Annotated in this window: 23 protein-coding genes and 1 pseudogene; 15 read left to right on the forward strand and 9 right to left on the reverse strand. The window is 59.0% G+C overall.

Annotation, left to right across the window (positions count from 1 at the left end):
• Positions 1-380 precede the first annotated feature (380 nt).
• Entirely contained in the window at positions 381-929 is a 549-nt protein-coding gene (locus J3D54_RS29760; protein WP_253426241.1) for an RNA polymerase factor sigma-70, read from the forward strand.
• A gap of 131 nt (positions 930-1,060) precedes the next feature.
• Here J3D54_RS29760 and J3D54_RS29765 read toward each other — a convergent pair whose 3' ends face one another.
• The 4 genes from J3D54_RS29765 to J3D54_RS29780 form a co-directional block, all read right to left on the reverse strand.
• The gene (locus J3D54_RS29765) at positions 1,061-2,074 is read right to left on the reverse strand and encodes a GNAT family N-acetyltransferase (RefSeq protein ID WP_253426243.1); all 1,014 of its coding nucleotides are present in this window, start codon (positions 2,072-2,074) and stop codon (positions 1,061-1,063) included.
• Positions 2,075-2,223: 149 nt separating this feature from the next.
• Entirely contained in the window at positions 2,224-3,063 is an 840-nt protein-coding gene (locus J3D54_RS29770; protein WP_253426245.1) for a sugar-binding protein, read from the reverse strand.
• A 168-nt stretch (positions 3,064-3,231) separates the two neighbouring features.
• Positions 3,232-4,026 (reverse strand): ABC transporter substrate-binding protein, encoded by a 795-nt coding sequence (locus J3D54_RS29775; protein ID WP_253426247.1) that lies wholly within the window; start codon positions 4,024-4,026, stop codon positions 3,232-3,234.
• Between the two features lie 96 nt (positions 4,027-4,122).
• Positions 4,123-4,746, reverse strand: a complete 624-nt coding sequence (locus tag J3D54_RS29780) for a TetR/AcrR family transcriptional regulator (RefSeq protein ID WP_253426249.1) — start codon at positions 4,744-4,746, stop codon at positions 4,123-4,125.
• Between the two features lie 190 nt (positions 4,747-4,936).
• Between J3D54_RS29780 and J3D54_RS29785 the strand changes: the two genes are divergently transcribed.
• The 8 genes and pseudogenes from J3D54_RS29785 to J3D54_RS29820 all read left to right on the forward strand — a co-directional run bounded on the left by J3D54_RS29785 (position 4,937) and on the right by J3D54_RS29820 (position 13,696).
• Positions 4,937-6,727 (forward strand): acyclic terpene utilization AtuA family protein, encoded by a 1,791-nt coding sequence (locus J3D54_RS29785; RefSeq protein WP_253426251.1) that lies wholly within the window; start codon positions 4,937-4,939, stop codon positions 6,725-6,727.
• A gap of 84 nt (positions 6,728-6,811) precedes the next feature.
• Positions 6,812-7,042: pseudogene (locus J3D54_RS29790) on the forward strand (2,4-dienoyl-CoA reductase); the annotation flags it as partial.
• A gap of 3 nt (positions 7,043-7,045) precedes the next feature.
• Positions 7,046-8,662, forward strand: coding sequence for a geranyl-CoA carboxylase subunit beta (gene atuC / locus J3D54_RS29795; protein ID WP_253426253.1), 1,617 nt, complete (start codon positions 7,046-7,048; stop codon positions 8,660-8,662).
• Positions 8,663-8,686: 24 nt separating this feature from the next.
• The gene (atuD, locus tag J3D54_RS29800; protein WP_253426255.1) at positions 8,687-9,844 is read left to right on the forward strand and encodes a citronellyl-CoA dehydrogenase; all 1,158 of its coding nucleotides are present in this window, start codon (positions 8,687-8,689) and stop codon (positions 9,842-9,844) included.
• Positions 9,841-10,638, forward strand: a complete 798-nt coding sequence (locus J3D54_RS29805; protein ID WP_253426257.1) for an enoyl-CoA hydratase-related protein — start codon at positions 9,841-9,843, stop codon at positions 10,636-10,638. The genes atuD and J3D54_RS29805 overlap by 4 nt, the downstream gene beginning before the upstream one ends.
• Before the next feature lie 117 nt (positions 10,639-10,755).
• Complete coding sequence (locus J3D54_RS29810; protein WP_253426259.1) at positions 10,756-12,717, forward strand: acetyl/propionyl/methylcrotonyl-CoA carboxylase subunit alpha; 1,962 nt, start codon at positions 10,756-10,758, stop codon at positions 12,715-12,717.
• Positions 12,718-12,788: 71 nt separating this feature from the next.
• A complete protein-coding gene (locus tag J3D54_RS29815; protein ID WP_253426261.1) occupies positions 12,789-13,337 on the forward strand; it encodes an exonuclease domain-containing protein in 549 nt (182 codons plus the stop codon).
• 74 nt (positions 13,338-13,411) lie between these two features.
• Complete coding sequence (locus tag J3D54_RS29820) at positions 13,412-13,696, forward strand: pyrimidine/purine nucleoside phosphorylase (protein ID WP_253426263.1); 285 nt, start codon at positions 13,412-13,414, stop codon at positions 13,694-13,696.
• 89 nt (positions 13,697-13,785) lie between these two features.
• Here J3D54_RS29820 and J3D54_RS29825 read toward each other — a convergent pair whose 3' ends face one another.
• Positions 13,786-14,589, reverse strand: coding sequence for an MOSC domain-containing protein (locus J3D54_RS29825; RefSeq protein ID WP_253426265.1), 804 nt, complete (start codon positions 14,587-14,589; stop codon positions 13,786-13,788).
• Between the two features lie 271 nt (positions 14,590-14,860).
• Positions 14,861-15,796 carry a chemotaxis protein CheV gene (locus tag J3D54_RS29830; RefSeq protein ID WP_253426267.1) on the reverse strand — a complete coding sequence of 312 codons (936 nt, stop codon included), beginning with the start codon at positions 15,794-15,796 and terminating at the stop codon, positions 14,861-14,863.
• Between the two features lie 461 nt (positions 15,797-16,257).
• On the opposite strand from J3D54_RS29830, the gene J3D54_RS29835 reads away from it, so the two are divergent.
• The 3 genes from J3D54_RS29835 to J3D54_RS29845 all read left to right on the forward strand — a co-directional run bounded on the left by J3D54_RS29835 (position 16,258) and on the right by J3D54_RS29845 (position 18,763).
• On the forward strand, positions 16,258-16,728 hold the full coding sequence (locus J3D54_RS29835) for a hypothetical protein (RefSeq protein ID WP_253426269.1): 471 nt from the start codon (positions 16,258-16,260) through the stop codon (positions 16,726-16,728).
• Between the two features lie 485 nt (positions 16,729-17,213).
• A complete protein-coding gene (locus J3D54_RS29840) occupies positions 17,214-18,107 on the forward strand; it encodes a sensor histidine kinase (RefSeq protein WP_253426847.1) in 894 nt (297 codons plus the stop codon).
• Positions 18,104-18,763 carry a response regulator transcription factor gene (locus tag J3D54_RS29845; protein WP_253426272.1) on the forward strand — a complete coding sequence of 220 codons (660 nt, stop codon included), beginning with the start codon at positions 18,104-18,106 and terminating at the stop codon, positions 18,761-18,763. The genes J3D54_RS29840 and J3D54_RS29845 overlap by 4 nt, the downstream gene beginning before the upstream one ends.
• Here J3D54_RS29845 and yegS read toward each other — a convergent pair.
• Positions 18,747-19,664 carry a lipid kinase YegS gene (yegS, locus tag J3D54_RS29850; protein WP_253426274.1) on the reverse strand — a complete coding sequence of 306 codons (918 nt, stop codon included), beginning with the start codon at positions 19,662-19,664 and terminating at the stop codon, positions 18,747-18,749. The genes J3D54_RS29845 and yegS overlap by 17 nt on opposite strands.
• A gap of 324 nt (positions 19,665-19,988) precedes the next feature.
• On the opposite strand from yegS, the gene J3D54_RS29855 reads away from it, so the two are divergent.
• Positions 19,989-20,297 carry a hypothetical protein gene (locus J3D54_RS29855; protein WP_253426276.1) on the forward strand — a complete coding sequence of 103 codons (309 nt, stop codon included), beginning with the start codon at positions 19,989-19,991 and terminating at the stop codon, positions 20,295-20,297.
• Between the two features lie 66 nt (positions 20,298-20,363).
• Here the strand turns inward: J3D54_RS29855 and glp are convergent, their stop codons facing one another.
• Positions 20,364-21,590, reverse strand: a complete 1,227-nt coding sequence (glp, locus tag J3D54_RS29860) for a gephyrin-like molybdotransferase Glp (protein WP_253426278.1) — start codon at positions 21,588-21,590, stop codon at positions 20,364-20,366.
• Positions 21,574-22,113, reverse strand: a complete 540-nt coding sequence (gene moaB / locus J3D54_RS29865; protein ID WP_007895059.1) for a molybdenum cofactor biosynthesis protein B — start codon at positions 22,111-22,113, stop codon at positions 21,574-21,576. The genes glp and moaB overlap by 17 nt, the downstream gene beginning before the upstream one ends.
• A gap of 81 nt (positions 22,114-22,194) precedes the next feature.
• Between moaB and mobA the strand changes: the two genes are divergently transcribed.
• The gene (mobA, locus tag J3D54_RS29870) at positions 22,195-22,797 is read left to right on the forward strand and encodes a molybdenum cofactor guanylyltransferase MobA (RefSeq protein WP_253426280.1); all 603 of its coding nucleotides are present in this window, start codon (positions 22,195-22,197) and stop codon (positions 22,795-22,797) included.
• Between the two features lie 76 nt (positions 22,798-22,873).
• Positions 22,874-23,095 (forward strand): YgdI/YgdR family lipoprotein, encoded by a 222-nt coding sequence (locus J3D54_RS29875; RefSeq protein WP_253426282.1) that lies wholly within the window; start codon positions 22,874-22,876, stop codon positions 23,093-23,095.
• The last annotated feature ends 69 nt before the right edge of the window (positions 23,096-23,164 follow it).

Genomic DNA, 23,164 nt, shown 5'->3' on the forward strand with positions numbered 1-23,164 from the left:
GAGGTTTCCTGCCTGAATTCGGCTTGCAAGTGGAATCGGTTTTCGTACGTCATGCCCGTTCATGGGCATGCAGGACACGGTCTTCGCCGACCGCGCAAGGCATTGGGAATGCTGTTTTGGCCGGGGCTTGCACCCGCAGCCAGTCACCAATGAGAACGGATGAGGTCTGGAAATAATTAGTCGCCGGGCTTGAGCGCCGGCCGGCTTGCGGCCAGTGGGTGAGTCAGCGTGTCGCCGTTCTCATGCCGCACCTTCACGGAGCATTAATTCTCTTTCTCAATTGACAATCATTATCATTCAACATAATTTGTCGCTCGATGTGTAGGACGGCTCCGATCTTCCTGTCGTCCCACGACCCTATGTGCAGCAAGGTGATTTCCATGACGGAACAAGTATCCACAAGCAGGTGCGATTCACCGCTACTTCAGGCCTTCGTCGACAACCGGCTGATTCTGGTCAAGATTGCCGCCCGCATTACCGGCTGCCGATCCCGTGCCGAAGACGTGGTGCAGGATGCGTTTTTCCGGTTGCAATCGGCGCCGCAGATCACGTCATCCATCAAAGCGCAGCTCAGTTACCTGTTCCAGATCGTGCGCAACCTGGCCATCGATCACTACCGCAAGCAGGCGCTGGAGCAGAAATATTCGGGCCCGGAAGAGGAAGGTCTGAACGTGGTGATCCAGGGCGCTTCGCCGGAAACCTCGCATATCAATTTTTCGACCCTGGAAAACATTGCCGATGCGCTGACAGAGCTGCCCAGCCGCACCCGTTACGCCTTCGAGATGTACCGCCTGCACGGCGTGCCGCAAAAAGACATCGCCAAGGAACTCGGCGTCTCGCCCACCCTGGTGAACTTCATGATTCGTGATGCGCTGGTGCATTGCCGCAAGGTGTCGGGCAATCGTGCGGACACCTTCGTCCGTCGTTAAAAGCTTGACCGGCAACAGAGTATCTACAGGACTGTGTCGATTACATTATTTGTAAACGGCACAACACTGCAGGAGCGAGGCTTGCCCGCGAAGACCGATTCAAGACCGCAACAAACCTTGAGCCATACACCTCAAGCCAACGAACACCGATCAAAAAACCGTTCACGCCCCAGCATCATCAGCGCCGCGCGCTTGTGCGGAAAGTCGAACTCTTTTTCGCAGTGAAAACACTGATTATGCAGATGCCCGATCATCTTCGCGTTGTCGGCGCGAGGTTCGGCGACCACCCGTTGAGTACGCGGATCATCGAGAAACAGGTAGTGCACCAGCGCCGATAACCAGCTCGCCACCTTGTGCGGGCCGCGGTGATGTTCTTCGCCCACCAGCATGTGAATGCCCCGGTCGTAATCGCCGGTGTCATAGAACGGCGCAATGCGATCTTCCTTGGCCCAGTAAGCTTCAAAGTAGGCAAACGGCCGATCATCGAAGCAACCGATCAGCGTCAAGGTGTGCGGGTCGGCGTCAAGCTTGCCGAGGTATTCGCGATGCTGCTCAAGGCTGCCCTCCTCCTGCCAGAAACTCGCGACCCGCGGGCTGTTCTGCCAGCGGTTGAAACGCGCCAGGTCATGCTCGATTTCCACCGTGCGCAGGGAGACCCACGCACCGAGCCGCGCATCGAAGCGTCGATAGACCTCACCACGGGGTTTCGCTGCACGCAGGGGATGGCGCTTGCCATCACTGATGACCATCTGCTGTGGATAACTGCCGGTCAACGACTCGCCCAGCCAAGGCTGAGGCAATTGCCAGAACAGCGTGCGTTCACAACGATACTGACCATTGACATCGGTGGGGATCAGCAACCCGCTGAGCAAGGCTTCGGTGGACGCTTCATCGAGGTGCCAGGTCAGACGCTGACACTGCGCATCACGGGCAAACAGCCAATAACAGGCCGCCCAGAATGCTTGACCGTCAGGACGGCCAAAGCGCTCTTCCAGCCGCAGATGCAACTCGGGCTCGCGGGTCAGCCGCAGCTCGATCAGCGGCTGCCCTTCCAGGCTGAGGCTCAGGCGGCTTGCCGTTTCATCGGCTACAAGACGGTTGCCTGACGGCAGGGCCAGGGCGGTCAGGTCGTTCAGATGGGGCATGGGTCGGGCTCACGATAATCGTCGACAGTTAACTGAGGGGACGTGAGCCAACCATGAAAATTTAACGAAAAACACCGCGAACCTTAATCAGCGTTCGCGGTGGCATGCACAGCCTGGATCAGTTCCAGGCCATTGACGTTGCGCAGGTGTTAGATCGACCTGACCCAGATTTCGCGGAAGGCATAGTCGTTCCCGTTTCCGGTGGCGACATGGTTAACGATCTGCAACTCCATCTGTGATGCACTCGCGGTGAAAGTGCCTTTGAGCGGCACCCAGGCCATCGATGAAATTTCCGTCGCGGGGGCAATGACTTGCGCTCCGCTGTTGAGTGACAGCACCGGAACTGAATATTTGTCATTCCACCGGCGCACGGTCAGCCCGAACTCATAGGATCGACCCACTTCCAGCCCCTGAAAGGTCTTTTTCAACACCGTGCCAGCAGAGTTGTTGGTGTAGGTGTTGTCGAATAATACGTAGATATTCCCATCTCTGGTGATGGTGAGATCCCGTGGATCAGCCGCCGCCTCCCCCCTCATCCAGCCATTCCAGTTATTGGTACCGTCTTTTTCCGAGAAGGTCGTTGTATTGTCAAAAGGCGCCTGAACCTCAAGACACAATGTCGGGAACAGCACCGGGCTAGCACAACTGCCTCCATCCAGCGCCGCCTGAAAAACAAACGCGAGATGGCTCCCGTCCTTCAGATTTTGCAAAGACGCCCAGGCAATATTGCGACGCCAGCCCTCTTGGAACTCTTGTTGCGTGACGGGCTCGGCGTCGGCCACTCGCAGCATCACTGGCGAGCCGTCGGCTTGTTGACCGCAGACATGCAGCGTTGTCTTTTGATTGACCACCATGAACGGCCAACGCGCCACCTCGACCGTGACACCGGCCGAATCATCAGGCTTTTTCAGAACGAGTACATCGTTGACGGCTTGTGGTACCACAGGAGCGGGCACACAGGAGAGAGAAACCAACGAGGGGTTTGTCATGGCAGAAATCCTTTCTGAATGAGCGCCAACCCCTCCATGGGGTCGGACACAGGAAAGGAGCTAAGACCACGTTAGGCGAAGCGTCTACTGTCAATTCGACCATTCGAACAACAGAACATGAATACTGGATGAATGGTCATCCGCCGCCCGCCCCGTTAACGCTATCTGTCAGTGCTTGCCCACCGGCACCAGGGCAATTTTGTAGGGATTGAAAATCTTCAGCATCTGGCCGTTGTTTCGCAGGCCTTGCAGCAACTTGCCAAACGCTTCACCCGTAATCGGCGCCTCTGGACGAATCAGCGCGTAATGGTGATAGACCTGATCGATGCGTTGCGACACCAGCAACTGCTCGCCAACTTTTTCGTTGCGCAGCAGGTAATCGCTCAGATAAGAGCGTGTCACCAGGGCAATGTCCGCTCGCCCGCGCAGCACCATCAGCAGGTTGCTGTCGTGGGAATAGGTCAGCGTGGCGTTGTAGGTGTCGGCCAGATACTTGGGATCGGCGTTGAAATTGGCAAACTCGTAGTGATAGCCGCTGTACAGCGCCAGGCGCTTGCCCGCCAGATCCTTGAAGTAGTTCTCATCGCGACCGGGTTGCTTCTGCGCGACAAAGATTTCTGCATCTTCCAGGCCCATGTCGACGTCGGTATGCGGAATGTCCTTCCAGCCCCACTCCGGGTTCTCGAAAATTGCCATATCGACCCGGCCTTCCTTGAAGTCGTTGAAACGCCGGGGAATCGAGGTCGGTACCAGCACAAACTGATAATCGGTTTGCAACTGATTCAGCGCTTCTACCAGCTGCGGTAGCAGACCGGTGTCGGCACCGGACTCCGGGCGCACGGTATAAGGTGGAAAATGCGCGGCACCGACCCGCACCAGTTGCGCGGCCTGAGACGGTAACACCCAGCACACCGCAAGCGCCGCCAGCAAAAGCCGCGACGCCATTCGAATTGGCGAAGACATCAAAACAGCACACTCCCCAAAAAAAATACTCATCAATGCATACAAACTAGGCGGTTTCGTCAACTTAGCCAGTTTCTGGCCGAGTTAGACGCCTCATTACCGTTCTTCAAGCACCAGAATCAGCGCTTCATCAGCCAATTGATCGAGGCTCATGCTGCCATCAGCGCGAAACCAAGTGGTGGTCCAAGATAGCGCGCCCGTCAGGAAACGGCGGGTGATGAACACATCGCCACGGATAAAACCAGCGTCCTTGGCTTCTCCCAGCACCTGCAGCCAGATGGCTTCATAAATATCGCGCAGCGCCAGAACCTGCGCCTGGCCTTCCTCAGACAGCGAACGCCACTCATACACCAGCACCGCCATGGCCTCGCCACTGCCGCCCATGATCGACTGCAATTCGCAGCGAATCAGCGCCAGCACCCGCTCGCGCACACTGCCCGCCTCGGCCAGCGCTGCACGCATCAACGCGGTGTTGTAGCGAATGGTCTCCTCCATCACTGCCCGCAGGATCTCGTCCTTGCTCTTGAAGTGATGAAAAATACTGCCTGACTGGATGCCCACCGCACTGGCCAGATCCCGCACGGTGGTCCGTTCATAACCTTTGTTGCGAAACAGGTGAGCGGCCACTTGCAGCAGTTTGCCGCGAGCGCTGTCGGGGTCGGTCAATTGGCCGCTGTCGACCAATTCGCGCATCACCCTCAGGGCTTTTTGCTCGTCCACCGGTTCTCTCCTACAGTCGATCAATCAAATGCGCCGCTACCCGCTAAAACAGCAGGGTTGCGCGGGCAATTTAAGCTGGCGGGGGCGACCAAGCAAGCGCTCGGGTAGAAGATAATCAATGCATTTACAAACCAAGCGCTTGCTTGGTAGCCTCGAAACACTTCTGTCGCAGGTGGCTATGGAGTTGACTGTGCCGAAAACAATTCGCATCGGTTGCGCCAGTGCATTCTGGGGTGACACCTCGACCGCCGCCGCGCAGCTGGTGGAGGGCGGGCGGCTGGACTATCTGGTGTTCGATTATCTGGCCGAAATCACCTTGTCGATCATGGCCGGGGCGCGGATGAAAGATCCCGCCACCGGCTACGCCTGCGACTTCATCGAAGTCCTCACCCCCCTCCTCGAGCCGCTTGCGAAACAACAGATCCGGGTGATCAGCAACGCCGGGGGGGTCAATCCACAGGCCTGCGCCGCCGCCCTGCAAGCCGCCTGCGACAAGGCCGGGGTGGCGCTGAAGATCGCCGTGCTGTCGGGTGACGACCTGCAACCGCAGTTCAAACAGCTGAGTAGTCTTGGTATCCATGAGATGTTCAGTGGCGCGCCCCTGCCGCCGATGTGCGTATCGACCAACGCCTACCTCGGCGCACCGGGCATCGTCGAAGCCCTGCGCCTGGGCGCCGACATTGTGATTACCGGGCGCGTGGTCGACAGCGCCGTGGTCAGCGCCGCGCTGGTGCATGAGTTCGGCTGGTCGTGGCACGACTACGACAAACTCGCCCAGGCCGCATTGGCCGGGCATCTCATCGAATGTGGCGCCCAGTGCACGGGTGGTAACTTCACCGATTGGCACGACGTACCCGACTATGAGCACATCGGTTTTCCAATCGTCGAAGTCGGCGCCGACAGCCAATTCATCGTCAGCAAACCCGACGGCTCCGGCGGCCTGGTCACGCCCCTGACGGTTGGCGAGCAGATGCTCTACGAAATCGGCAACCCGCAGGCCTATTTGCTGCCCGATGTGGTGTGCGATTTCAGCCAGGTCAAACTCGTACAACAAGGCAAAAACGCGGTTCAGGTGCATGGCGCGAAAGGCTTGCCACCGACCGCTCAGTACAAGGTCAGCGCGACGTACCCGGAAGGTTTTCGCTGCACCGCCAGTTGCCTGATTGCCGGGATCGATGCCGTGCCCAAGGCCCGACGGGTCAGCCAGGCAATCATCAACAAGACCTCGGAAATGTTCAGCCAGCGCGGCTGGGCGCCCTACAGCGAAGTGAACATCGAACTGCTGGGCAGCGAAGCCACTTACGGCCCCCACGGCCAGCGCCAGGACAGCCGCGAGGTGGTCATCAAGCTCGCCGTGCGCCATCCGAGCAAACAGGCCTTGATGCTGTTCTCCCGGGAAATCGCCCAGGCCGCCACCGGCATGGCGCCGGGGTTGACCGGGATCGTCGGCGGGCGGCCGACGGTGTATCCGGTGATCCGGCTGTTTTCGTTCCTGATCGACAAAACCGCCTGCTCCCTGGCCATCGACCTTGCCGGTGAGCGCCATCCGTGTGCCCTGCCCGCCCTCGATGCGCTCAACCCGGCTGACTTGCCGCTACCGTTCGATCCGCCCAAAACCACAGAGCGCGCCGACGCCAGTGTGGCCTTGATCAAACTCGCCGTAGCGCGCTCCGGCGACAAGGGCAATCATAGCAACATCGGCGTCATGGCCCGTCACCCCGATTACTTGCCGTGGATCGCCGAAGCACTGACACCCGAGGTGATGGTCGACTGGATGAGCCATGTCCTCGACCCGATCCACGGACGCGTCGAACGCTGGTATTTACCCGGCACTCAGAGCTTCAATTTTCTTCTGGAAAACGCACTCGGCGGCGGTGGCGTGGCCAGCCTGCGGATCGATCCGCAGGGCAAGGCGTTCGCCCAACAACTGCTGGAGATCCAGATCCCGGTGCCCCGGCGCATCGCCGATCAGTTCAACTAGAGGACTGTCGCCATGGCTTACGACTCGATTTTCAAAACCGACCTGTTCGCCGGCCAAAACATCATCGTCACCGGGGGCGGCAGCGGCACCGAATCGGAAATCAGCGCGGCGATTGTGTTCCTGCTCAGCCCAGCAGCGGCGTTTGTCAGCGGCAGCACGTTGCGCATTGACGGTGCCGCCAGCCTCGGCGGGCGGGCCTGGCCAATGCACAAGGCGCAGAACAGTCACTCGTACAACGGTTTTCACCGCGCCTATTTACCCGAGGTACTTCGACCCGAAGCCTCTAAACCAGACGAGCTCAAGGACAAGGAATAACCCATGCCGGTCATCCAGTCCCAAGTCGACCCGTTCAGCGAACCGTTCGCCCGCAATCGGGCGGCCATGCTGGCCGGCATCGAGCAGGTCCGCCAGCTCGAACAGAACCTGCTGAATAAAGCCGCTGAAGCCAAACCCAGGTTCGACAAGCGCGGGCAATTGCTGCCCCGGGAGCGGCTGAACCTGCTGCTCGACCCCGGCGCACCGTTCCTCGAACTGGCGAGCCTGGCCGGCTACAAGCTGCACGATGACAAGGACGGCAGCGCGGCCGGCGGCGGTTTGATCGCCGGGATCGGTTACGTGTCCGGCGTGCGGGTGCTGGTGGTAGCGAACAACAGTGCCATAAAGGGCGGGACCATTTCCCCCAGCGGCCTGAAAAAGTCCCTGCGCCTGCAACAGATCGCCATGGAAAACAAACTGCCGGTGATCACCCTCGCCGAGAGCGGTGGCGCCAACCTCAATTACGCCGCAGAGATTTTCGTCGAAGGCGCGCGCAGCTTTGCCAATCAGGCGCGGATGTCAGCCATGGGCTTGCCGCAAATCACCGTGGTCCATGGCTCGGCCACGGCAGGCGGCGCTTATCAGCCGGGGTTGTCGGATTACGTGGTGGTGGTGCGCGGCAAGGCCAAGCTGTTTCTCGCCGGGCCGCCGTTGCTCAAGGCCGCCACCGGTGAAGTCGCCACCGACGAAGAACTGGGCGGTGCCGAGATGCACGCGCAAACCGCTGGCACCGCCGAATACCTGGCCGAGAACGATGCCGATGGCGTGCGCCAGGTGCGCGAGATCGTCAGCCTGTTGCCGTGGAACGATCAGTTGCCGTGGTTACCGGAACGTCGGTGGGAAGAACCGCTCTACCCCATCGACGAACTGCTGGGGCTGATCCCGGATGACCCGAAGAAACCTTACGACGTACGTGAAATCATCGCGCGGATTGCCGACGCTTCGAACTTCCTCGAATTCAAAGGCGAGTTCGATCAGCAGACGGTGTGCGGGCATTTGCAGATCCAGGGTCGAGCCTGCGGTTTCATCGGCAACAACGGCCCGATCACGCCCAAGGGTGCGAGCAAGGCCGCGCAGTTCATTCAACTTTGCGACCAGAGCCAGACGCCGCTGCTGTTTTTCCACAACACCACCGGCTTCATGGTCGGCACCGAGTCGGAACAGCAAGGCGTGATCAAGCATGGCGCGAAAATGATTCAAGCGGTGGCCAATGCCCGGGTGCCTAAACTGACAATCATCGTCGGCGGTTCCTACGGTGCCGGCAATTACGCGATGTGCGGCCGCGGTCTCGACCCGCGCTTCATCTTCGCCTGGCCCAACAGCCGCACCGCGGTGATGGGCGGTGCCCAGGCCGGCAAAGTGCTGCGGATCGTCACCGAAGCCAAACAACTCAAGGACGGACTGGTGCCCGACCCGAAGATGCTCGACAGGCTGGAACAGGTCACCGCGCAAAAACTCGACAGCCAATCCACCGCGCTGTATGGCAGCGCCAACCTGTGGGACGACGGGCTGATCGATCCGCGGGATACCCGCACATTGCTCGGATACTTGCTGGACATCTGCCATGAGGCCGAGGTGCGTGTGCTGCAAGCCAACAGTTTTGGTGTAGCCCGCTTCTAAGCGGCGATCAGGAGAACAATAAAAATGATCTTCACCCAGGAACACGAAGCACTGCGCCGCACCGTCCGCCAATTCGTCGATCATGAAATCAATCCTCACGTCGAGGAGTGGGAAAAGGCCGGACGCTTTCCGATCCATGAGATTTTCCGCAAGGCGGGTGAGCTCGGTTTGCTGGGGATTTCCAAACCGGAAAAATTCGGCGGCATGGGCCTCGATTACAGCTATTCGATTGTGGCGGCCGAAGAGTTCGGCACCATTCATTGCGGCGGCATTCCGATGTCCATCGGTGTGCAGACCGACATGTGCACCCCGGCTCTGGCGCGCTTCGGCTCCGATGAACTGCGCGAAGAGTTCCTGCGGCCGGCGATCACCGGCGAGCAAGTCGGCTGCATCGGAGTTTCCGAAGTCGGTGCCGGTTCCGACGTCGCCGGGCTGAAAACCACCGCCAGCAAGGACGGCGACGACTACGTGATCAACGGCAGCAAGATGTGGATCACCAATTCGCCGAGCGCCGATTTTATCTGCCTGCTGGCCAACACCTCGGACGACAAACCGCACATCAACAAATCGCTGATCATGGTGCCGATGAACAGCCCTGGCATCAGCCTCAGCTCGCACCTGGACAAACTCGGCATGCGCAGCTCGGAAACCGCCCAAGTGTTTTTCGACAATGTGCGCGTGCCGCAACGCAACCGCATCGGCCACGAAGGTGCGGGATTCATGATGCAGATGCTGCAGTTCCAGGAAGAACGGCTGTTCGGCGCGGCGAACATGATCAAGGGCCTGGAATATTGCGTCGACAGCACCATCGAGTACTGCAAGGAGCGCAAAACCTTCGGCAATGCGCTGATCGACAACCAGGTCATCCATTTTCGCCTGGCTGAACTGCAAACCGAAATCGAATGCCTGCGGGCGCTGGTCTACCAGGCCACCGAGCAATACATCACAGGCCAGGACGTCACCCGTCTGGCCTCCATGGCCAAACTCAAGGCCGGGCGACTGGGCCGGGAGGTCAGCGACAGTTGCCTGCAATACTGGGGCGGCATGGGTTTCATGTGGGACAACCCAGTGGCCCGGGCTTACCGTGATGTGCGGCTGGTATCGATCGGCGGTGGTGCCGACGAAATCATGCTGGGGATCATCTGCAAACTCATGGGCATCCTGCCGGGGAAAAACAAATGAGCACCCTCCCCCTCTGTCACACCCTGTTACTCGGACTGCATACCGGCGTGCTGCACATCACCCTCAATCGCCCGGACAGCCGTAATGCCATGAGCTTGCAGATGGTCACCGAACTGCGCGCAGTGCTGGCAGCGGTGCACGATGAGCGGCAGATTCGCGCATTGGTGATCGGTGGTGCCGGCGGGCATTTTTGTGCCGGTGCCGACATCAAGGACATGGCCAACGCCCGCGCTCAAGGCCAGCACGCCTACCGCGATTTGAACCGTGCGTTCGGCGCGCTGTTGAAAGAAACCCAATACGCGCCCCAAGTGGTCATCACCGTGCTGCAAGGCGCAGTGCTCGGTGGCGGCCTCGGCCTGGCCTGCGTCAGCGACATCGCGATGGCCGATCATCAGGCGCAATTCGGCCTGCCGGAAACCAGCCTGGGCCTGTTGCCGGCGCAGATCGCGCCATACGTGGTGCAGCGCATCGGCCTGACCCAGGCCCGTCGCCTGGCCCTGACCGCTGCACGCTTCGACGGCACTCAGGCGCGGCGCATGGGGCTGGTGCATTTTGTCGAACATGACCCACAAGCCTTGGCCGAACGCCTCGATGAGGTGCTGGCCCATGTACTGTGTTGTGCGCCGGGGGCGAATGCGGCGACCAAAAAACTGTTGCTGGCGAGTGCCGGACAACCCTCGGATGATCTGCTGGATCAGGCGGCCGAGTGGTTCAGCGACGCGGTGACCGGGGCGGAAGGGGTCGAGGGCACGATGGCCTTCGTGCAAAAACGTAAACCGGGGTGGGCGCCATAAAAGCATCGCGGGCAAGCCCGCTCCCACAGGATTTTGTGAACGACACAGATCCCTGTGGGAGCGGGCTTGCCCGCGATGGGGCCATCACATTCACCGCAAAAACCAAGGAAATACCCCATGCCGGCCCTCAAGAAAATCCTGATCGCCAACCGCGGTGAAATCGCCTGCCGCGTCCAGCGCACCGCGCAAAACCTGGGCTACCGCACCGTCGCCGTATTCAGCGACGCCGACACCGATGCGCTGCACGTGCAGATGGCCGACGAAGCTGTGAACATCGGCCCGGCCCCGGTGCAGCAGTCTTATCTGAACATCCCGGCCATCATCGACGCCGCCCGGCGCACCGGTGCCGATGCAATCCATCCCGGTTACGGCTTCCTCTCGGAAAACCCCGGTTTCGCCCTCGCCTGCCAACAGGCCGGCATCACGTTCATCGGCCCCAGCCCTGAAGCCATCGAACTGATGGGCAGTAAACGGCTGTCGAAACTCGCCATGATCAAAGCGGGCGTACCTTGCATCAAAGGCTATCAGGGCAGCAAACAGGACGACGCGACCCTGCGCCGCGAAGCCGAGCGCATCGGCTACCCGCTGATGATCAAGGCCAGTGCTGGCGGTGGCGGTCGGGGCATGCGCCTGGTGCACAGCGCAGCCGAATTGCTGGAGCAGATCCGCACCGCACGCTCCGAAGCCCTGCACGGGTTTGGCAGCGACGAACTGATTCTCGAACAAGCCTTGATCGATTCGCGTCACGTTGAAGTTCAGGTGTTCGGTGACCAGCACGGCAACCTGATCTACCTCGGCGAGCGTGACTGTTCGATCCAGCGCCGCCACCAGAAAATCATCGAAGAAGCGCCCTGCCCGGTAATGACCGCCGAGTTGCGCCAAGCCATGGGCGAAGCGGCGCTCAAGGCCGGTCGCGCGGTGAATTACGTGGGGGCGGGTACGGTGGAATTCCTGCTGGATACTCACGGCCGTTTTTACTTCCTGGAGATGAACACCCGGTTGCAAGTGGAACACCCGGTGACTGAACTGATCACCGGCCTCGATCTGGTGGCCTGGCAGTTACACATCGCCGAAGGGCAACCGCTGCCGCTACGACAAGAACAGGTGCAGTTCAACGGGCACGCCATGGAGGTGCGCCTGTATGCCGACGATCCGGCCCAAGGATTTCTGCCACAAACCGGGCGAATCGTGGTTTGGGAGCCAGCATTACAGGGCAGCGTACGGATCGACCATGGCCTGATCGAAGGCCAGTCTGTCAGACCGTTTTATGACCCGTTGCTGGGCAAGCTCATCGCCCACGGCGCCACCCGTGAAGAAGCCCGGCGCAAGTTACTGCGGGCAGTGCAGGACAGCGTGCTGCTGGGCGTGCAGAGCAATCAGCGCTTGCTCGCCAATCTGCTGGAGCATCCGCAGTTCATCCGTGGCGAGTTCAGCACCGGGTTCATCCCGATGAATTTCGCCGACCACCCCTGCCTCCATCCGCATGTACCCAGCGCCGAAGAGCTGGCCATCGCCGCAGCGCTGTTTTATCAGGCTTGCGCGCAGGTTCACCGTGCCCCGCTAGCCGGTTGGCGCAACAATGCCAGCGTTCATCTGCACTATCGGATCGGCCTGGAGGATCAGGCCTGGCCGGTAGAGCTGCACGCTGAACCTGGCGAACCCTACCGTGTGCAGGTTGGCGCCCGGACCCTCGAACTGCAGGTCATCCAGTGCGACGGACGCTGGGCCACCCTGCAAATCGACGGCATCCGCCAACGCCATGCCTACCGCCTCGAAGCCGGTCAACTCTGGTTGTTCACGCGCCCCGGCAGCCTGCGGCTGGTTGATCGGACCCGGGCGCTGGTCGGCGGCCAGGCCAGTGTCAGCTCCGGCACGCTCAAGGCGCCGATGGACGGGGCGATCGTCGACGTATTGGTCAGTGAGGGCAGCCCGGTCAGCAAAGGGCAGCTGCTGGTGGTGCTTGAAGCGATGAAAATGGAGCATCCACTCAAATCGGGTATCGACGGCGTGCTCAAGCGCTTACAGGTCAGGGTTGGCGACCAGGTAAAAAATCGTCAGATTCTGTTGGAGGTCGAATAAGCCGCTAGGCGGATCCGCCGGGTTTGGCTACGCTCAAGCCCTATCAGGATGCGGATACCAGGAAACCTGCAATGCCTCACTGGCTGGTCATTGATCTGGAAGCCACCACAGATGAGGGCGGCTGGCCAGTTACAGAAATGGAAATCATCGAAATCGGCGCCACCCTCGTGGACCGCAAAGGCCGGGAGCTGGATCACTTCCAGTGCTTCGTGCGCCCGTTGCGTCGCCCCCTGCTGACCCCGTTTTGCCGCGAACTGACCCACATCACCCAGGCCAATGTCGATGCTGCCCAGTCCCTGAGCGACGTCTGGGTTTCGTTCGAACGCTGGCTCGGCCAGCATCTCTCGCACCTGGAAGGCTGGGCCAGTTGGGGCGATTACGACCGCAAGCAGCTGCTTCAGGAATGGCAGCGGCTGCAACTCGACAGCGCCCTGAGCCGAGTGCAGCACTTGAATCTCAAACAACGTTTCGCCAAGGCCTGTCGACTGGAGCGCCCGCTGGGGCTCAATGGCGCCCTGCAACTGGCGGGCCTGCAGTTCAACGGTCAGCAGCATCGGGCGCTGGAGGATGCGCGCAATACCGCACGCCTGTTACCACTGATTTTCCCCGCCAATCCTTGAGTGCAGGAGGTGACGCCTATCGACACCTTGTGCATACTGGCCAGCCCTTTTTAGCCCTTTTCGAGGAATCGCCCATGTTTAAAGTCAACGAGTACTTCGACGGCACCGTCAAGTCGATCGCCTTTGGCACCGCTGAAGGTCCGGCGACCATCGGCGTCATGGCACCGGGCGAATACGAATTCGGCACCAGCCAGCGTGAAATCATGCACGTGGTGTCCGGCGCCCTGACCGTCAAACTGCCTGACAGCAGCGGCTGGGAAACCTTCGCCGCCGGCAGCCAGTTCAACGTGCCCGCCAACAGCAAGTTCCAGCTGAAAGTGGCCGTCGACACCGCTTACCTGTGCGAATACCGCGGCTAAAACCCGAGGGTTTTCACTGCGATAAAAAAAGCGCCCGTGTCCAAGGACACGGGCGCTTTTTTCATTCAAGGGCAGTCGTTCAAAGACTGCTATTCAAGGATCGTCACCGGCATGCCGACTTCGAGCCGACCATTACCGTCATTGACCAGGTTCTGTCCGAACATCGCGCCGTCCTCCTGGGCCCGGTACTTCTGCAAGGTCGCCAGCGGTTCACGGTCGTCACTGCGCTCGCCGGTTTGCGGGTCGATGGTGGTCAGAATGCAGCGTGAGCAAGACTTGACCACGCGCAACTCGACATCGCCAATGCGGATACGCTTCCAGCCATCTTCGGCATAGGCCTCGCTGCCCTCGATCACCAGATTGGGCCGAAAGCGCAACATTTCCAGCGGCCGACCGACCCGTTGCGACAAGTCTTCCAGTGACGCCTGGCCAATCAGCAACAACGGAAAACCGTCGGCAAAAGCCACCTGATCGTCGTCCTTGCCGTAACCGGCCTGGGTGGTCCGCGCACGATCGAGCGGCACATGCACCAGACGCGTCGGCTTGCCGATGAACTCACTGACCCAGGCTCCCGCCACATCCCCGGCATCGGGGACACGCAAAGTGTCGCGCCAGATAGTCACGCCACGTAATTCAGCGTCGCTGGCGGGCAAGGCGATATCGATCGGTGAATGGCCTTGGGCACTGAGGGTCAAGCCGCCGCTTGCATTCCACAATGCCGACAACTGACTCATTTTTGCGACCGCGCGCTGGGTCAGAAAGCGCCCGCTGGCCTCGTCCACCAGCATCCAGCGTCGGTCGCCGTCCAGCCCCAGTTTGTCCAGGCTGACCTGATTCAAGGTCTCACCCTTGCCGGATTTCAACGGAAAACGATAAAGCGCGCTCAGACGCATGGCCAGCTCCCTGGTAGGTAAAGAACGCCACCCTATACGAGCTTGATTACCGAATCAAAGGCCCTGTGGCGAGGGGGGGCTTGCGCAGAACCTGTGGGAGCGTGGCTTGCCCGCGAAGAACAATGACGCGCAATACCTGAAAAACCGCAGTGCATTCTTCGCGGGCAAGCCGCGCTCCCACAGGATTTTCGTCGCTCACAATTCTTGACTTACCCCCCGTTGGATTACGCAGTGGCCCCAAACACTGCCACCGCGCTCTTCCAGATCGTTATCAGGCGGGTACCGCGTCGAGCATCAGGCGCTGACGCACCACGTCGACGAGTTTGTCGGGCTGGAATTTGGAGAGGAAGTTGTCGCAGCCGACCTTCTTGACCATCGAGTCGTTGAAACTACCCGACAGCGAGGTGTGCAGGACCACATAGAGGCCGCGCAAACGGGGGTCGTTGCGGATCTCGGTGGTCAGGCGATAGCCGTCCATCTCCGGCATTTCCGCATCGGTGAAGATCATCAACAGCTTGTCAGTCATGTTCACGCCGGTATCAGCCCAGGCCTTGAGCATGTTCAGCGCCTTCAAGCCATCGCTGGCGATGTGCATCTTCACGCCCAACTGACCCAAGGTGTCGCGCAATTGCGACAAGGCCACGTTCGAGTCATCCACCAGGAGCACTTCACGGCCACGGGCGCGCTCCAGAACCGGATCGTCGAGTTTGTCGCGAGAGACCTTGGCGTCGTACGGCACGATTTCGGCCAGGACTTTTTCGACGTCGATGATTTCCACCAACTGATCGTCGACCTTGCTGATGGCGGTCAGGTAATGCTGGCGACCGGCGCTGGTCGGCGGCGGCAGAATGGCTTCCCAGTTCATATTGACGATGCGGTCCACGCCACCAACCAGAAATGCCTGCACCGAGCGGTTGTACTCGGTGACGATGATCGTACTGGTGGGGCTTGGCACCAGCGGACGCATGCCGATGGCCTGGGACAGGTCAATCACCGGCAGCGTCTGGCCACGCAGGTTGACCACGCCGCAAACAAAGGGGTGGCGCTGCGGCATCAGGGTCAGCTTCGGCAGCTGCAACACTTCCTGGACCTTGAAGACGTTGATCGCGAACAATTGCCGTCCGGCCAGCCGGAACATGAGAATTTCCAGGCGATTCTCACCCACCAGTTGCGTGCGTTGGTCTACCGTGTCGAGAATGCCGGCCATTAATGACTCCTGGGCTTGTTCTGATGAATTCACTAAAGAGAGTTATCGGCAGTTTTTGCCGAATCTTGACCCCTGGACAAAATGCCATGCCCAGGCATTGATGTCACATTAACATCATGCTTTACTTGGCCCGTGATTCCATCTGCTTCATCCCTTGCGGCGCGACCTCGGTTTGCACGTTAGGTTCCCCTGTGTAAGGGATTCCCCTAGGCACAATCAGGCCCAACCTGATATTCGCAATATCCAATAGCCATTAATGTGACGCCATTCTCATTGCATGAACGGAGTCAGGCTTTTGTGTGCGATCGCAGGTCAGTGACCATCCACCCTCCCGAGTTCCCCAGTCGGTGCCCAAGCCTGCCGGAGCACGATCTCACGAAGGCATGGCAGCGCCGGACACGTAAGGTTCTCGTCGACACACACGACATTCCCTCATCTGACATGACGTTGTGGAGATAAGCATGCCGAACACCCCTAAAGCGTGGGCCCAGCGATTTCCGGAGTTTCTCGTCGAGGCTGAAACACTCTTGGCCAAGTCCGAGGAGTGCCTGAGTCATTTGCAGTTGATCAGCAATGACAAGGACGCCATCGATTGCATGCTCAGCACCCTTCTCAAGCTGGCGAGCAAGGCCGATGCCCTGGCACTGGCAACGGTTTCGGAATTCTCGCTGCACATTCATGAATTGCTGAGCCACGCCCAGAATCACATGGACCTGCACGATCAGGCCCTGGATGCGCTCAAGGATTGCTTCACGTTAATGGCCTGGCAACTCGAACTCATCGACCAGACCACCGGCCAACTCGGCCTTGATGACAGTGAACAGACTTCCCTGATCGAAGCGTTTGCATTTCAAGTGGGACAAAGTCAATTTCAGCCGCCCAGCCACTCTAAACAGTTCAGGCTCGTTTCGTTCTCGGAACGGCAGGCTTAAACTCATCAACCCGATGCTGTTTTTTATTGCAACGATGCCGCCCTGTAACTTGAGTGTGTTCATGTCGCCATTGAATAGTTCATACCTGTTGGCAGCTGCTCGAAATAAATAGTTACCCCAACTTCGACTTCAGATAGTGCCTGTCAATCAGAATAAAACGCTTGGCACTCAATATCTTCGAAGATAAAAAATCAACATTTTTTCCATTATGGAACCATCGTCCAGCAACGGTATTCCCTGCTGTACAGACCTCTATACCGAACGCGACCAACGGTATCTTAAGTGGTATTATGCCGCCCATTCGTTGACGCCAAATAATGGCAGAGTGACTCCTGGCGCGAGCAAGCCCATGACATCGAAGGCTTTATTTCGAGCATTGCACTGCAGTCATTAAAGGCGACTCATACAACCTATTTTCACACACAGACCCGCCAGCCCTTATGGCCGGTCTGCCCGCAGCGAACATTCCATTGGCTCCATCCGCTATGTACGCCAGCCTCAAGTCAATCGCCCTGTGGCCACCCTCCCGAAAAAGCGCGCGCTGGTTCACGCTTTTCGTGTGTACCTGCTCGGCACTTGGCAGCCTGTTGGTCTACAGCTTGTCCATGCCACTGCCGGTGAGTCTTCTGGTGCTCAATAGCGTAGCGTTGACCTGCGTCTGGGTGGGGCATCGCCTCTCGCTCAAATCAATAAAGTTTCAGCCTCATGAACTGGCCGACCGTCTGCTGGAAGTTCAAGAAAACGAACGCCACCGGCTCAGTCGGGAGCTGCATGATGATATTGGCCAATTGCTGACCGCCGCAAAACTTCAAAGTGAATGGCTCAAACGCCGATTGCCTGAAGAACTGCAAGATCAGTGTTCGGTACTCTGCGATACGCTGGACGAAACCCTGACCAAGGTTCGTGATGTATCAGCCATCCTGAACCCACGACAGTTGACCAGCCTCGGGCTGGAAGCCAGTCTGCGTGCGCATTTACTCAGAACCCTGGCCAATACGTCCGTGAACTGGAGCCTGGAATGCCATCAACGCTTGACTGGCATACCGGAAGAAATGGCGGTGGCGGCCTTTCGCATCACTCAAGAAGCGGTTACCAATATGCTGCGCCATGCCGAAGCCAGGAATCTGTTGGTTCGCCTGCAACGTCTGCCCCAAGGCCTGACGTTGTTAATCAGCGACGATGGCCTGGGTTTCGAGCCAGCGGCAGATCCCGCTCGCGAGGGGCAACGCGGAATGGCCGGAATGTCGGAACGGATCTATCAGTTAGGCGGCACACTGACCGTGACCAGCGAGCCGGGCAAAGGCACTCAAATCGAAGCACTCTTCCCCTGGGCGCCCCGTGCGCTGGAACGGGCCAGTACGAATAAGGTTATGCGTTGACTTGTAACTTACTTCTGGTGGACGACCACTCGCTTATCAGGGCTGGCGTGCGCGCTCTGGTGCTGGATATTCCCGGCTATGCGGTCATTGGGGAGGCCAGTGACGGCTCGCAGTTACTCGAAATGGTCGAGCGACTGTCCCCGGACATCATCTTGCTGGATATCTCCATGAAGAAAACCGGTGGCCTTGAAGCCTTGCAGCGACTCAAACGAGTACGTCCGCAGTGCAAAGTGCTCATTCTGTCGATGCACACCGACCCGGCGCTCATCATGCAGGCACTCGAGTCCGGGGCTCATGGCTACCTGCTCAAAGACACCACGGCCATCGAGCTCGAACATGCCCTGGATGCCTTGCGCAATAACGAACGCTACCTGAGCCCGGCCATTGCTCACACCGTCATCAACCAGGCGCTGACCCGAACCCAGAAAAATCAGGTACCCACCCAGGACTCGCACAACCTGACGGCACGCCAGCTGGAAATCCTGCGGTTGATTGTTCGCGGAAAGTCCACCCGGGAAATCGCCAATGGCCTGGGCCTGAGCATCAAGACTGTCGAAACCCACCGCTCGCAGATCATGAAACGCTTGCAGATCTACGATGTGGCTGGCCTGGTGTTGTTCGCCGTGCGCGAGCAAATCATCAGTCTGGACGATTAGCCGGACTCGAGCCGCTCAGCAGCGGCGAGCCCTCGGGCAAATGCACCCGCAATGCCGCTGGACGTGCCGAAAAACGCAGGCTGTCACCCTCCAGAGGCTCACCATCAAGGTTGATATAAAGGCCCTCCGAGACTTTGATCTCGACCCATGGCAAACGGGCTCGCACAAACATGTTGTCGATTCCGAAGCCATCGGTCAGCAGGTCTTTCAAGGTATCGACCACCTCCTGGGGCGCGGGTAAAATGCTGATATCCAGCAGACCATCGTCAGCCAGCGCCTGCGGGCACAACATATGCCCACCACCAGCCTGTCGGCCATTGCCGATACCCAACGCCAACAGCTCGCCGGCCCAGTAAAAATCCGGCCCCTGCAACTCGCCATAGGCCGCATGTAACTCACTGAAGCGTGATAGACCGGTGAAGAGATAAGCCACGCCGCCGAGAATATTTTTCAGATCCTCGGAAGTATTGGCCGTGACCTGACTGCCAAAGCCGCCCGTGGCCATGTTCAGAAAAATCTGCCCGCCGACCTCCCCCAGATCAATGGCATGCGGGGCAGCCTCCAAAAGCTCCAGCGCCTCAGCAGGCTCCAGGGGCACACCGGCAGCGCGTGCAAAATCGTTGGCGGTGCCCAAGGGCAAAAGCACCAGGCTGGCCTGCGTCGAATGCGCCGCCATGGCTTCGGCGACATCACGCAAGGTGCCATCGCCGCCGCCAGCAATCAACTGCGTATAGCCCGCCGTCAACGCTTCCTCTACCAGCCGCTGCGCATCACCGGCCTCCCACGTCAGTCGAACAGCCAGTTCCCAGCCTTGTTGACGCTTGCCTTCGACAGCTGAACGGACCTGTTCATTGAGTGCCTGCTTGCCATGCAGAATCAACAGCGCCTTGCGCTCGCTCATTTTGATCACTCCCCTTTCCGAATCCGTATGAGAGATGTTGACCTCGCAACCCCTCATAAAAGTCGCAAGGATTTCAATTATTTCCAGGGGAAGAACACGGGAGTCCTACAGGGCGGTATTTTTTCTTACAAAACGTGAGGAATCGGCTCAATTGACCCATCAGGGCAATTGGTACACCGTTGTGTCAGCGGTTATCAGTCATCACCCGTAAATTACACAGGGACGTGCAAACAATGAATGGAACCCCTTTAAGGTCCTCAAAAATCGTAAGCAATAACAGCATCGGCCACCTGAATGGTTTTAACGTATGGAGCCAGTTATTCCATGCAAAGCCATGACCTCAGACTACCGGTAACTCCGGCCAGGCCGTTCTCAGACAATCACGCCAATCATCAGGCTGAATTCAAAAGCAGCGCAAAGCCCACCGGAGAAGTTGATATGGAACCTCGCGTCACTGAACTGGAGACACATCTCAAGTACATCCGTAGAGACTTGGATGAAGTCCGCGGCGACGTCAAATCCATCAAGCACAGGCTTGCTTATTCAGCTGGCGGAACGGCCGTGGTCCTGGGGCTTTTGAGCTGGATCTCCAACAGTCGCTTCGACCAGGTCGTGACACTTCTGGCAAATTAAGGAACGGTCATGCACGCAAGCCCCAACGCTTTCGAGCGGGCTTGCGTGGCAGAACCAGGGCCTGCATCAGCCCAGGACTTCACTCAACGGGATGAAACTCACACAATCACCCTCGATCAGCGTACGGTCCTCCAGCACTTCAACCAGACCGTCCGCCCAGGCGGCACTGCGCAGTACGCCAGAGCTCTGATTCTTGTAGATGATTGCCCGGCCATTCTCCAGACGTCCGCGCAAATACTCACGTCGGTTACCAGCCTTTGGCCAGACAAACCCTGCCGGTACCTGAAACTTCAGGGGTTCGATCTCTTTTACGCCTTGGCGACGCAAGAGGTAGGGCCTCGCCAACAGAGCAAAAGTCACCAGGGTCGACGCCGGATTGCCGGGCAAACCAATGACAGGCACGCCGCGAAAATGCCCGACCGTCAGCGGCTTGCCTGGCTTGATGGCAAGCTTCCACAGGGTCAACTCGCCCTCTTCTCGCAAGGCAATACCCAGAAAGTCGGCTTCTCCCACCGATACGCCACCGGTCGAGAGAATCAGGTCGACATCCTTCAACTCGCCGAGACGGGCACGGGTGGTCGCTAATTCATCGGGAAGAATGCCGGCATCGATCACCTCACAGCCCAAGCGCTGCAACCAGCTGCAGAGCAACACTCGATTGCTGTTGTAAATCTGTCCCGGTCCAAGGGCCTGGCCCGGCTCAATCAGCTCATCCCCGGTAGACAAGACCGCAACACGAACCTTGCGAACCACGTCCAGTTCAGCGCATCCCAGCGATGCCGCCAGCCCCTGTTCGATGGGGCCCAGGCGTGTACCAGCAGGCAAGATCAACTCACCGACGGTGGTTTCCTGGCCTTGTGGACGGATGTTCTGCCCCAGGGTCATGGTCTCGGTGAAACGTACCCGCTCATCCGCCTGAACCTCGGCGTTCTCCTGCATCTCGACACAGTCGGCACCCGCGGGCACAGGCGCGCCAGTGAAGATCCGCGCACAGGTCCCCGGCTTCAAGGGCTCCGGAGCCTGGCCCGCAAAAATCTTCTGGCTGACCGGCAACGGCTCTCCCGTCCAGTCGGCAACGCGCAAGGCATACCCGTCCATGGCACTGTTGGGCCAAGGCGGCAGATCAAGTGTCGAGAGCAGATCAGCGGCCAGTACACGCCCCTGGACCTGCGCCAACGGCAAGCGTTCGTGCTCATGAATTCTCGAGGCGTCGGCCATTTCCAGCAACCGCGCGAGCGCCACCTCGACAGCCATCAGACTGCCAGTCTTGCCTGGCTTACCCGCGGGATTCACAAGGTGCCGCCTGTTTCAGATGGGCCACGAAATTGCACGGACGGTGCCGGGAATCCAGTTGTTCGGCGAGAATGCCGTCCCAACCAGTGCGCACAGCGTTGGTCGAGCCCGGCAAGCAACAAACCAGCGTGCCATTGGCCAGACCGGCCAGCGCCCGGGACTGAACCGTGGAAGTACCGATATCCGCCACCGATATTTGCCGGAACAGTTCACCAAAACCATCGACCTGCTTATCCAACAGACAACTCACCGCTTCGGGCGTGCTGTCACGACCGGTGAACCCGGTGCCGCCAGTGATCAGCACCACTTGCACGACCTCATCGGCAATCCAGTTGGCGACTTGCGCACGAATTTTATAGAGGTCATCTTTGAGCAATACACGGGCCGCCAGGTTATGACCGGCAGCGCTCAAGCGGTCGACGAAGACCTGGCCTGAGGTATCGGTCTCCAGGGTACGGGTATCGCTGACAGTCAGCACCGCGATGTTGAGCGGTGCGAAAGGTACATCAGCCTTGGCTTTCATAGGCTCGTCCAGTTGTAGGAGAAACAGCCCGGTGTTATATCACAGCGCCTCATTTTTTCGCCGCCCCCATGGAGAAGTGCGATGACCTCGAATACACCTTTGGCGCCGTGCTCCATTCTGCTCCTGGCTGGCGGGCGTGGCCAACGCATGGGCGGTCAGGACAAGGGTTTACTGGAATGGCACGGCGAGCCACTAATCGCACATCTGCACCACAAGACCCGTCCACTGAGTGATGATCTGATCATCTCCTGCAATAGAAACCTGGAGAAATATGCGCCTTATGCGGATCAGTTGGTCCATGACGACCAAGGCGACTTTCCGGGACCATTGGCGGGTATTCGCGCAGGCCTGAAGGCCGCCCGCCATACGCACCTGCTGGTATTGCCCTGCGATGTGCCACGCATCGATGCTGCGCTGCTCCAGAGCATGCGTGAAACCGCCGCGCAGCATCCGGACAAACCGTTGATGTTGCGCCACGGCGAACACTGGGAACCGTTGCTGTGCATGATTCCCGTCATTCTTTCAGCGGCTTTCGAGACGGCCTGGAACGAAGGCGAGCGCAGCCCGGGCCGACTGATGCGCGCATTGGGCGCCACAGCCCTGCAATGCCCCGACAACGACCCTCGCCTGGCCAACCTCAATACGCCGGAACTGTTAAGCACGCATCACATTGTGTCAGACTGACACGCGAAGGAACTTGCGCGCACTGCATACGTCTCAAGCTCAGTAATCAAAAGATTTTCCATTCGGAGACACACTCATGACCCAACGGACCCTCGCCACTTTCATGCTCGCACTGGGCCTTGCAACCCTCGCCGGTTGTGCATCGCCTTCAGTGATCACCTTGAATGACGGTCGAGAAATCCAGGCCGTCGACGCGCCTAAGTACGATAAAGAATCGGGCTTTTACGAGTTTGAACAGTTGGATGGCAAGCACACCCGCATCAACAAGGATCAGGTTCGTACCGTTAAAGAGTTGTAATCTTTGCGACGACAACCAGATACAGAGAAGCCCGCTTTCACGCGGGCTTTTTCGTGGCTGAAGAAAAAC

Source organism: Pseudomonas sp. GGS8 (assembly GCF_024168645.1).
Taxonomy (GTDB): Bacteria; Pseudomonadota; Gammaproteobacteria; order Pseudomonadales; family Pseudomonadaceae; genus Aquipseudomonas.

Bases quoted from the DNA above. Each gene is read 5' to 3' on its own strand.
- J3D54_RS29875 (WP_253426282.1), top strand. From the start codon at position 22,874: ATGACCCAACGGACCCTCGCCACTTTCATGCTCGCACTGGGCCTTGCA.
- J3D54_RS29770 (WP_253426245.1), bottom strand. From the start codon at position 3,063: ATGACAAACCCCTCGTTGGTTTCTCTCTCCTGTGTGCCCGCTCCTGTG.
- J3D54_RS29815 (WP_253426261.1), top strand. From the start codon at position 12,789: ATGCCTCACTGGCTGGTCATTGATCTGGAAGCCACCACAGATGAGGGC.
- atuC (WP_253426253.1), top strand. From the start codon at position 7,046: ATGCCGGTCATCCAGTCCCAAGTCGACCCGTTCAGCGAACCGTTCGCC.
- J3D54_RS29855 (WP_253426276.1), top strand. From the start codon at position 19,989: ATGCAAAGCCATGACCTCAGACTACCGGTAACTCCGGCCAGGCCGTTC.
- J3D54_RS29820 (WP_253426263.1), top strand. From the start codon at position 13,412: ATGTTTAAAGTCAACGAGTACTTCGACGGCACCGTCAAGTCGATCGCC.
- J3D54_RS29810 (WP_253426259.1), top strand. From the start codon at position 10,756: ATGCCGGCCCTCAAGAAAATCCTGATCGCCAACCGCGGTGAAATCGCC.
- J3D54_RS29840 (WP_253426847.1), top strand. From the start codon at position 17,214: ATGTACGCCAGCCTCAAGTCAATCGCCCTGTGGCCACCCTCCCGAAAA.
- J3D54_RS29835 (WP_253426269.1), top strand. From the start codon at position 16,258: ATGCCGAACACCCCTAAAGCGTGGGCCCAGCGATTTCCGGAGTTTCTC.
- J3D54_RS29805 (WP_253426257.1), top strand. From the start codon at position 9,841: ATGAGCACCCTCCCCCTCTGTCACACCCTGTTACTCGGACTGCATACC.
- J3D54_RS29775 (WP_253426247.1), bottom strand. From the start codon at position 4,026: ATGTCTTCGCCAATTCGAATGGCGTCGCGGCTTTTGCTGGCGGCGCTT.
- J3D54_RS29830 (WP_253426267.1), bottom strand. From the start codon at position 15,796: ATGGCCGGCATTCTCGACACGGTAGACCAACGCACGCAACTGGTGGGT.
- atuD (WP_253426255.1), top strand. From the start codon at position 8,687: ATGATCTTCACCCAGGAACACGAAGCACTGCGCCGCACCGTCCGCCAA.
- yegS (WP_253426274.1), bottom strand. From the start codon at position 19,664: ATGAGCGAGCGCAAGGCGCTGTTGATTCTGCATGGCAAGCAGGCACTC.
- J3D54_RS29760 (WP_253426241.1), top strand. From the start codon at position 381: ATGACGGAACAAGTATCCACAAGCAGGTGCGATTCACCGCTACTTCAG.
- J3D54_RS29825 (WP_253426265.1), bottom strand. From the start codon at position 14,589: ATGCGTCTGAGCGCGCTTTATCGTTTTCCGTTGAAATCCGGCAAGGGT.
- moaB (WP_007895059.1), bottom strand. From the start codon at position 22,113: ATGAAAGCCAAGGCTGATGTACCTTTCGCACCGCTCAACATCGCGGTG.
- mobA (WP_253426280.1), top strand. From the start codon at position 22,195: ATGACCTCGAATACACCTTTGGCGCCGTGCTCCATTCTGCTCCTGGCT.
- J3D54_RS29765 (WP_253426243.1), bottom strand. From the start codon at position 2,074: ATGCCCCATCTGAACGACCTGACCGCCCTGGCCCTGCCGTCAGGCAAC.